General features: G+C 61.7%; 11 protein-coding genes. 1 reads left to right on the plus strand and 10 read right to left on the minus strand.

Annotation, left to right across the window (positions count from 1 at the left end):
• Positions 1-65: 65 nt before the first annotated feature.
• From madM to mdcA, 9 genes are all read right to left on the minus strand, one after another.
• The gene (gene madM / locus AC1DH9_RS14695) at positions 66-830 is read right to left on the minus strand and encodes a malonate transporter subunit MadM (protein ID WP_427527814.1); all 765 of its coding nucleotides are present in this window, start codon (positions 828-830) and stop codon (positions 66-68) included.
• A 1-nt stretch (position 831) separates the two neighbouring features.
• Entirely contained in the window at positions 832-1,248 is a 417-nt protein-coding gene (madL, locus tag AC1DH9_RS14700) for a malonate transporter subunit MadL (RefSeq protein WP_427540206.1), read from the minus strand.
• 64 nt (positions 1,249-1,312) lie between these two features.
• Positions 1,313-2,233 (minus strand): malonate decarboxylase subunit epsilon, encoded by a 921-nt coding sequence (gene mdcH / locus AC1DH9_RS14705; protein ID WP_427540203.1) that lies wholly within the window; start codon positions 2,231-2,233, stop codon positions 1,313-1,315.
• Positions 2,230-2,850: a malonate decarboxylase holo-ACP synthase gene (locus tag AC1DH9_RS14710; RefSeq protein WP_427540200.1), complete on the minus strand. Its 621-nt coding sequence runs from the start codon at positions 2,848-2,850 to the stop codon at positions 2,230-2,232. The genes mdcH and AC1DH9_RS14710 overlap by 4 nt, the downstream gene beginning before the upstream one ends.
• Entirely contained in the window at positions 2,844-3,647 is an 804-nt protein-coding gene (mdcE, locus tag AC1DH9_RS14715) for a biotin-independent malonate decarboxylase subunit gamma (RefSeq protein WP_427540197.1), read from the minus strand. Before mdcE ends, AC1DH9_RS14710 begins: the two co-directional genes overlap by 7 nt.
• Positions 3,644-4,495 carry a biotin-independent malonate decarboxylase subunit beta gene (locus tag AC1DH9_RS14720; RefSeq protein WP_427540194.1) on the minus strand — a complete coding sequence of 284 codons (852 nt, stop codon included), beginning with the start codon at positions 4,493-4,495 and terminating at the stop codon, positions 3,644-3,646. The genes mdcE and AC1DH9_RS14720 overlap by 4 nt, the downstream gene beginning before the upstream one ends.
• A complete protein-coding gene (locus tag AC1DH9_RS14725) occupies positions 4,488-4,787 on the minus strand; it encodes a malonate decarboxylase subunit delta (RefSeq protein WP_427540191.1) in 300 nt (99 codons plus the stop codon). Before AC1DH9_RS14725 ends, AC1DH9_RS14720 begins: the two co-directional genes overlap by 8 nt.
• Positions 4,787-5,662, minus strand: a complete 876-nt coding sequence (locus AC1DH9_RS14730) for a triphosphoribosyl-dephospho-CoA synthase (RefSeq protein WP_427540188.1) — start codon at positions 5,660-5,662, stop codon at positions 4,787-4,789. The genes AC1DH9_RS14725 and AC1DH9_RS14730 overlap by 1 nt, the downstream gene beginning before the upstream one ends.
• Positions 5,662-7,332, minus strand: a complete 1,671-nt coding sequence (mdcA, locus tag AC1DH9_RS14735) for a malonate decarboxylase subunit alpha (protein ID WP_427540185.1) — start codon at positions 7,330-7,332, stop codon at positions 5,662-5,664. The genes AC1DH9_RS14730 and mdcA overlap by 1 nt, the downstream gene beginning before the upstream one ends.
• 239 nt (positions 7,333-7,571) lie before the next feature.
• Here mdcA and AC1DH9_RS14740 point away from each other — a divergent pair, with 239 nt between their 5' ends.
• Positions 7,572-8,519 (plus strand): Dyp-type peroxidase, encoded by a 948-nt coding sequence (locus AC1DH9_RS14740; protein WP_427540243.1) that lies wholly within the window; start codon positions 7,572-7,574, stop codon positions 8,517-8,519.
• Positions 8,520-8,584: 65 nt separating this feature from the next.
• Here the strand turns inward: AC1DH9_RS14740 and AC1DH9_RS14745 are convergent, their stop codons facing one another.
• Positions 8,585-8,671, minus strand: coding sequence for a DUF2474 family protein (locus AC1DH9_RS14745; protein ID WP_477808344.1), 87 nt, complete (start codon positions 8,669-8,671; stop codon positions 8,585-8,587).

Below are 8,671 nucleotides of genomic sequence, written 5' to 3' on the forward strand. Positions count from 1 at the left end.
GCATTCCAATGTGGGAGCGAGCCTGCTCGCGAAGACGGCAGCCCATTCAACAAATAATCAAAGCCCTATCCCACAATCCCGCGAACGATGAAGTACAGCAACGACGGCCCCAGCAAGCACCCGAGTCCGGTATGAAACGTCGCCGTCAGCGCCCCATACGGCACCAACCGCCGATCCGTCGCTGCCAGGCCCGCCGTCACACCGCTGACAGTGCCGGCCAACCCACCGAAGACCATCGCCGAGCGCGGGTTATCGAGCCCCATCCAGCGAGCAGCCATCGGCGTGCCGACCATCACCAGAATCGCCTTGATCAAGCCGGTGGCAATCGATAGCGCGACCACGTCGGAACTGGCGCCAATCGCCGCACCCGTCACCGGGCCAACAATGTAGGTCACCGCACCGGCACCAATGGTGGTAATGCTCACTGCATCCCGATAGCCGAATGCCCAGGCGATGCATGCACCGACGATAAACGGCAGCACCGTGCCGAGCAGCAGCGCGAGCGCGCCGATCAACCCGGCCTTGCGTGCTTCGGTGGCCTGCACTTCGAACGCCGTGGCGACGATCGCAAAGTCCCGCAGCATGGCGCCGCCCATCAGGCCGATACCGGAAAATAACGAAATGTCTGCCAGACCTTTCTGCCCACCGGTGAGTGTGCCGCCGACCCAGGCCAGCACCAGGCCGATGACTATGGCAATCGCCGAGCCGTGAATCCGTCCGAATGTCAGGCGTTTGGAGAGCACGACGGAGATCCACATGATCACCCCGACGAACGCGAACGCGGTGACCAGATCGTTATGTTTCAGACCCGCTTCCATGAGATTCCACATATCAGCGACCTCCTGCTGCAGCGGTGATCGAGACACTGTCGACCGGTTCGTCCGGCAACGGCTCGCCTTTGTGGATCCGGCTGATCAGGGCAATAGTGCAACCACAGATCACCACCGAACCGATGGCCGCCAACACCGCCACCGGGCCGCCGTGCAAGGCGGCGACGACGTTCTGTTGCGCGGCCATGGCCACCACCACCGGAATGTACATGGCGCCCCAGAAGCCGACACCCAACTCGCAATCCTTGGTCATGCCACCGCGCTTGTGCATCCACAGCTTCGCGAAAATCAGCAGGATCATCGCGATACCGACCCCGCCGACGTTGGACTTGACGCCCAGCAACACGCCGAGCATGTCACCCATGATCACCCCTGCCAGCGTACAGATCGCCAGCAGCGCCACACCGTAAATAATCATTGTTGTTATCCTCAAAGTGCATCGTCGAAGTTATTGTTTTTGTCCTTCGCAGCGTGAGCGGTGTTTAGGGTTGGCGACTTCCCTCCTCACGCAGCAGCGCTTGCAACGTGTCCAGGCGAGCACCATCGAAGGCGATCACCGTGCCCTGTTCGAATACCCGTCGCGCCAACCCTGTCAGYACCGCACCGGGCGGCAGTTCGATGTGCAACCGCACGCCACGCTCGTAGGCACTTTGTACTGTGCCGCGCCAGTCCACCACCCGGCACATGTTGAACGCCAGGTCCTCGCGCAACGCCTCGACCGAACGGATCGGCCGGGCGCGGCTGCCGCTCAGGTAGCCGATTGTCGGTAGCTGCAACGGCACTTTGGCAAACGCTTCGGCCAGCACCTGCGCGGGCTCATCGAGCAGCGGGCAATGCGACGGCACGCTGACCGCCAACCGTTTGGCCACCCCTGCGCCACACCCTCGGGCCAACTCGGCGACGGCGTTCATCGCCGCATCGCTGCCGGCAATCACCATCTGGTTGTCGGCATTGATGTTGGCCAGGTAAACCGGTGTTTCAATGCTGTGAACCCGTGACAGCAAGCCTTCCACGGTCGCGAGGTCCAGACCGATGATCGCGGTCATGCCGTAGCCCTGCGGCCAGGCCTGTTGCATCAACTCCCCCCGCAGGCTGACCAGATGCAGTGCATCGCTGAAACGCAACGCACCCGCCACCACCGCCGCCGGGTACGCGCCGATGGACAACCCGGCCACGTAATCCGCTGTACATCCCTGCTGCAACAAGCTGCGCGCTGCAGCTGTTCCCGCGATCAGCAGACACAGCTGAACCGCACGGGTCGATTTCAGTGCCTGGGCAGAATCAAGCAGCAGAACATCCTCCCCCAGCACTTCGCTCGCCTCGATCACAGTCGCCTCGGGCACACGATGGAGCATGCCCGGCTGCTGCGCGCCCTGGCCGGGAAACACCAACAGGCTGCTCACGCTGGTTGCTCCGGTGGCTGCCAAGGATCATTTACCAGCCGTGCTTGGTGGGCGTTTTTTAGCAACACCCGCTTTGCCGGACTGGCCCATTCGCGCAAGGCAACCGCGCCCAGTGGCGTTTGCAATTGCATGTCCACCGGGCACGCCGCGGCGTCCAGCCACGTCAGCAGTGCCTGCGCCTGAACCCGGTCCATGGGTTGCGGTGTGCGCAGGATCAAGTCGAGATCGCTGCGTTCATGCAAGGCCGTCACACCACTGGCCAACTCAAACCCTGCGCTGCCGCTGACGCCCCAGACCCAACCGCAGGCATCGAGCATTGGCCGCAATTGCGCCAGGGCCTGCAAGGCCGGCAGGTCGCGATCACCCTCGACATGACAAAGATCTTCCGGTCGAATCCGGTGCCGGATCGCCTCGACCGCCATCCACGTGGCATAACGTTGCTCGCGCAACGGTCCACGTACACCTACCGCAACCTGATCTGCGGCACTCAAGGCGCGTCGAACCACGACTGGCTGACCCTTGCGTGTCACCTCGACGGCCCATCGCGGCGCGTCCGCTGGCAACTGCTCCGCGGTCAGCCCCCAGAGCAGGTCATGGGCCAGAAACGTGCTCACCATTGCTCACGCAGCAGTTGGCGAACCTTGCTCGATGCCGCACGATTGGTTGCGCCCAGACGCGAGCTCAAATCAGCCCCGGTGCTTTCAACGTCGCCAATGGCCTGGCGCAAGCAGTCGCTGACCCGCGCCAGATCGCTCGCGGTCGGCTGCTCGATCTGCTCCACCGTCAGGGTTTCCCAAAGCAGGCCAAGACTGGCATAGCTGTCGATGTCATAGGCCATCGGCGGCACGCTGGCGGCCAGCACTTCAAGCTCTTCAACGCTGCGCAGGGTGACCCGTGCAGCCGAGACCTTGCCCATGGCGTGAACCATTACTCCAGGATCACGCAAGGCAATCAGCCGGTTGGCTTGATAACCGTGGGCCAGAAACGCCCCGGACATCGCCTTGCCCACCAGCAAACCGATCACCGCATGCCCCGCCAGTCGTGCACGGGCATAACTGTCCGCAGCAGCGGCCAGCGCCTGATGGATGCCAAGGGCTTCTTCGCGGCGACCGTAGGCCTGGCTCGGCACATCGACGATGGCGATCAGCGCGCGTTTTTGCGGTTTGGCGCGATCGGCTTCAATGACTTCATCCACCACTTTGGCCAGACCCCAGCCTTCCAACAAACCGACCTCGCCGTGACGGGCGCGGACAAAGCGGTTCTGCGGATCGGCCACCACCGCGATAAACCGCACGGGCTGCTCGCCGAGCATGCCGTCGGCGACTTTCAACGAAGCGGGCAATCCGTCAACGACGGTGGAGCCGGCACTCAAGGTTTGAAACCAGTGCAAACCTCTCAGGGAATAACCGCTCATGAGTGCTCTCCTTGGTACAGATCGCGAACCGTTGCCGGCTCGATTTGTGGCACCGCATCCAGCCGCGCGAGGCGTTGCAGGAACCGATCCGCCTGACGACTGCGCTGTTCAGCGGGCAGCCCTAGCAGCAACAACTCGCTGACCTGTTGCTGAATCTGCGTCACGTCATCGGCGACATACCGATCCACCAGCCCACTGGCAAACCGTTGCTCGCCGCCGGACAGGCTCCAGATGAACGGACGGTCGCGCGAGTCGTATTCCTCGATCCCGGCTTCCTGTTCGATCACCTGCGGACCATTAAGGCCAAGTCGCGCTTCCTGAGTGACCAGTAGATAACTGCACAACCCGGCGGCAATCGACATGCCGCCAAAACAACCGACGCTGCCGGCCACCACACCGATCACCGGCTGGTACTGGCGCAAATCGACAATCGCCGCGTGAATATCGGCAATCGCCGCCAGCCCGAGGTTGGCTTCCTGCAAACGCACTCCACCGGTTTCCAGCAACAGCACGGCGCGGGTGGCGATGCCCTTGCGGTTGTCCTCGGCTGCCAGTTCCAGCGCGCCGGCAATTTTCGCCCCGCCGACTTCACCTAGGCTGCCGCCCTGAAAGGCGCCTTCGATGGCGGCGATCACCACCGGCAAACCGCCAATGCTGCCCTTGGCGATGACCACACCGTCATCGGCTTGCGGTACCACGCCCTGGCGCGACAGCCATGGCGACATGACGCGCTGGAACGGGTCAAGCAATTCACGGAAGGTCCCGGCGTCRAGCAAGGCCTTGGCGCGTTGCCGGGCACCGAGTTCGACGAAGCTGTGTTTGTTGAGCAGCGCTGCGCTATCACTCATGGCCGATCTCCTCGAAGCCTTGTTCCAGACGCAAGCGCACCACGCCTGGCGTGGCCCCGAAATCATGAATATCGATGGTCATCGCTGGCGGTGTCTGGCCGTCAAACATCCGTGCGAACAAATGCTGCCAGCGCTGTTGGCTGCCATTGACCGAGGTCTGCACCTGGATCGTCAGCGTGCCGGCCTGTCCCGGTTCGAGCAGTACTTCGAGATCGCCCGAGCCGACACAGCCGACCAGCGCCCTGCCCCGCGCCGGCTGCCCGGCGGGGAATTCAAAGGATAAGGTTTCCATCAGAAAGCTCCCTGGATGACGCCGTCGCAAGATGAGATACGGTCGATAAACAGACAGGCTGCGAGCAAATCCGCAGCGCCGCCCGGCGAGGCATTCAACGCAATTAATTGTTGGTCCAGCTCATGCAACCGGCGCCGACCGGCCAGGCTGGCACTGCCGCCCGCCTCCAGCACCGAGCGGGCGCCGAGTTGCATCGTTTGCAACCCCTGCTCGCCTGCGCGGTAAAGCACGCAGGTATCGGCGAGCGTGCTCATGATCGCCAGCAAGGCATCGAGCCGGGCGTTCTGTTCGCCGCTGCCATTGGCGCGGCTACGTTGGAGTTGCGGCAAGCCGAATTGCATCACGGCCGGAAAGCCTAGTTGTGCCTCTTCCCGAGCGCCTCGCGCCCCGTAACGTTGTGCTACTTGAGCGCCGTGGCTGAACGGCCGTGGCGCATGGCGATCTTCGAGTAAGGCCAGACGTGCGGCGCGCACAGTGACCGCGCTGGCGCCACTGGATTCAGGCTCCAGCGCAGCGGCTGCGACCAACAGGCCCAAAGCCCAGATCGCTCCGCGATGGGTGTTCACGCCATCGGTGGTGGCCAGCATCGTTTGTTCGCCGTCGCGACCGATTTGCCCAAGGGCCTCGCGCAGCGGCAGGCCGACTTCGCCAAACGTGATAGCTGCTTGCGCCATGTCCTTGAAGGCCGGCCACAGCGACAGTGCCGAAGCGTGCATCAGCCCCAGGTGCAAATCGCTGTGGGCACCGTTGCCGCGACGATCGACCAGCGCCGGTTTGGGTGACAGGTCGGCTTCGTCGATCAGCGCGTCTACCGCCAGGTCCGCCAGCCGTTCGGCCAGGGTCAGGCGCTTGGGTTGCAGATTAAGTGCGTGCATTACCAGCTCCTGAATTTGGCGGGCGGGTTGTACAAGCCACCCGACCACTCCACCAGATCGGCGACGCTTTTCGCCGCCAGCAGTTCACGGGTGGCGTCGGTGCGGCGGATGCCGAGGTCTTCGGGCAAGGCGATCAACCCTTCGCGACGCATGCGCGCAGTGTCTTTGGGGTTGTGTCGCAGGCCGATGGCAGTGACCCCGGCCACGGCCGCGATCATTGCCTGGCGTTCTTCCAGGGAGCGCGCCTTGTACAAATAGGCGATGCCTTCTTCGGTGAGCAAATGAGTGACGTCGTCGCCGTAGATCATGATCGGGGCCAGCGGCATGCCGCTTTTCTTCGCCACTTCAACCGCATCGAGGGTTTCAACGAAGGTCGGTTTGCCGCCCTCCTGGAAGGTCTCGACCATTTGCACTACCAGCTTCTTGCCACGTTCGAGCATCGCTTCGGGGGCATCGTCATGACGCATGTCGAGCCAGGCCGGAGTGCCGTGGCGGCGGCCACGCGGGTCGTGGCCCATGTTCGGCGCGCCGCCGAAACCGGCCAGGCGTCCACGGGTCACGGTAGAAGAATGGCCGTCGCCGTCCACCTGCAAGGTTGCGCCAATAAACAGGTCCACCGCGTACTGCCCGGCCAGTTGGCAGAACATTCGATTGGAACGCAGGGAACCGTCGCGGCCGGTGAAAAACACATCCGGGCGTGCGGCGATGTAGTTCTCCATCCCCAGTTCGGTGCCGAAGCAATGCACGCTTTCGACCCAGCCACTTTCGATGGCCGGAATCAGCGTCGGGTGCGGATTGAGGGTCCAGTTGCGGCAGATCTTGCCCTTGAGCCCAAGCGATTCGCCGTAGGTCGGCAAGATCAATTCGATGGCGGCAGTGTTGAAACCGATGCCGTGGTTGAGCGACTGAACGTTGTGCTTTTCGTAGATCCCACGGATCGCCATCATCGCCATCAGCACATGCACAGGCTTGATGTGCCGAGGGTCGCGGGTGAACAGCGGTTCGATGTAGAACGGTTTGTCGGCCACCACCACGAAATCCACCCAGGACGCGGGAATGTCCACGCGGGGCAACTCGCTGACGTCGTCCACCAACTGGTTGACCTGGACGATCACAATGCCGTCGCTGAAGGCCGCCGGCTCGATCAGCGCCGGAGTGTCCTCGGTGCTCGGCCCGGTGTAGATATTGCCGGCACGGTCGGCCATGAAACCGGCCGAGAGCACCACGTTGGGAATCAGGTCCACCACCAGTCGGGCGTAGAGTTCGATGTAGGTGTGGATCGCGCCGATTTCCAGCAGACCATCTTCAAGCAACTGGCTGATGCGCAAACTCTGGGTGCCGGCGAAGGAGAAATCGAGCTTGCGCGCAATGCCTCGTTCGAACAGGTCCAGGTGCTCGGAGCGGCCGACGCTGGGCATGATCATATGCAGGTCATGCAGCTTGGCCGGATCGGCCTTGGCCAGGGAACGGGATAAAAAGTCCGCCTGCTTCTGATTGTTGCCCTCCAGTACCACGCGGTCACCAGGCAGGATCAAAGCCTCCAGCGCCGCAACGATCTTGTCGGTGGGCAACACCACGCCATCGGCGAGACCCCGCACCTGCTCCAGGCGGCGCTGTTTTTCACTGCGCCGCCGCGTCCAGCGCGAGTCGGGGGATATTGTTGTTGTCATGCTCACTCCACGGGTTCGCTTACGTGGAGCTACCTTAGGAGCTATTGGATGACTGTATCAATCAAGATGAACGGCGAACCGTTACGCTTAGAGTAATGTTTTCTACGAAAGCCACGATCAGCAGGTACGCCGCTGGGTTTGCACGTCTGTCTCGATTGCTGCTTTGAAACCATTACCTGCTACTGTCCTTCACTTCTGTTCCGCCGCTTGTGGAATTATCAATGACAAAACTGATGCCAATGGATAATCAAACGCCTGAACCTCAATCCGTCTGTAGCCCCATTACCAGCAGCGCGATTTTCATCGTCGCCACACTAGCGCCTGGGAATGAATCGGCCGCTAAAGTGCGGGCCTGGTGCGCAGACGTCGCGGCCCTCACGCGATCGGTCGGCAAGCGTGTTCCCTCAGGCAATTTGTCGTGTGTCTGCGGCATTGGTTCCAGTGCCTGGGATACCTTGTTCGGCAACCCGCGCCCCGCCTCTTTGCATCCATTCCGCGAGTTCGGTGTAGAGGGACGTCGAGCCGTCGCAACGCCGGGCGACATTTTGCTGCACATTCGTGCGGATCAGATGGACCTCTGTTTCGAATTGGCGACGCAATTGCTCTCAGCGCTTGGCGATGCGATCTCGGTCGTTGATGAAGTTCAGGGTTTCCGTTATTTCGACATGCGCAGCATGGTCGGTTTTGTCGACGGCACCGAAAACCCGGTCGGTCGCCATGCTGTCGACTTCACGATCATTGGTGATGAAGACCCCTCATTTGCCGGTGGCAGCTATGTGCTGGTACAGAAATACCTGCACAAGATGAGCGCGTGGAACGAGTTATCCGTCGAGGCTCAGGAGCGCATTATCGGACGCACAAAACTCTCCGATATCGAACTCGATGATTCGGTCAAACCGAGCTGTTCGCACAGTTCCTTGACGACCATCACCAAGGACGGACAGGAAGTGAAAATTCTGCGCGATAACATGCCGTTCGGCCGGCCAGGTGCAGGCGAGTTCGGTACGTACTTCATCGGCTATGCGCGCTCGCCAGAACCGATCGAGCTGATGCTCGAGAATATGTTTGTCGGCAGACCCGCGGGCAACTATGACCGGTTGCTTGATTTCAGCACGGCGGTCACCGGAGGCTTGTTCTTCGTGCCTTCGGCAGACTTGCTCGAAGAGCTTGCTGATCGCGAGCCTTAGGCCATTGGTAAAAAAAGGCCCGGCGCGAAAGATCGCGCCGGGCCTTTATCGTATGAAACCAGTCATCAATGAGTGGTCATTCCGGCCATATGCATCATCAGCCGGAACAAGCTCGCCACTGCCCCCAGTGCAATCACACTGCCGAACCAGAT

The sequence above is a fragment of the Pseudomonas sp. 05T35 genome, from assembly GCF_056396605.1.

Coding starts and splice junctions, on each gene's coding strand:
- madM (WP_427527814.1), bottom strand. CDS start 830: ATGTGGAATCTCATGGAAGCGGGTCTGAAACATAACGATCTGGTCACC.
- madL (WP_427540206.1), bottom strand. CDS start 1,248: ATGATTATTTACGGTGTGGCGCTGCTGGCGATCTGTACGCTGGCAGGG.
- AC1DH9_RS14710 (WP_427540200.1), bottom strand. CDS start 2,850: ATGGTGAGCACGTTTCTGGCCCATGACCTGCTCTGGGGGCTGACCGCG.
- mdcE (WP_427540197.1), bottom strand. CDS start 3,647: ATGAGCGGTTATTCCCTGAGAGGTTTGCACTGGTTTCAAACCTTGAGT.
- AC1DH9_RS14725 (WP_427540191.1), bottom strand. CDS start 4,787: ATGGAAACCTTATCCTTTGAATTCCCCGCCGGGCAGCCGGCGCGGGGC.
- AC1DH9_RS14730 (WP_427540188.1), bottom strand. CDS start 5,662: ATGCACGCACTTAATCTGCAACCCAAGCGCCTGACCCTGGCCGAACGG.
- mdcA (WP_427540185.1), bottom strand. CDS start 7,332: ATGACAACAACAATATCCCCCGACTCGCGCTGGACGCGGCGGCGCAGT.
- AC1DH9_RS14740 (WP_427540243.1), top strand. CDS start 7,572: ATGGATAATCAAACGCCTGAACCTCAATCCGTCTGTAGCCCCATTACC.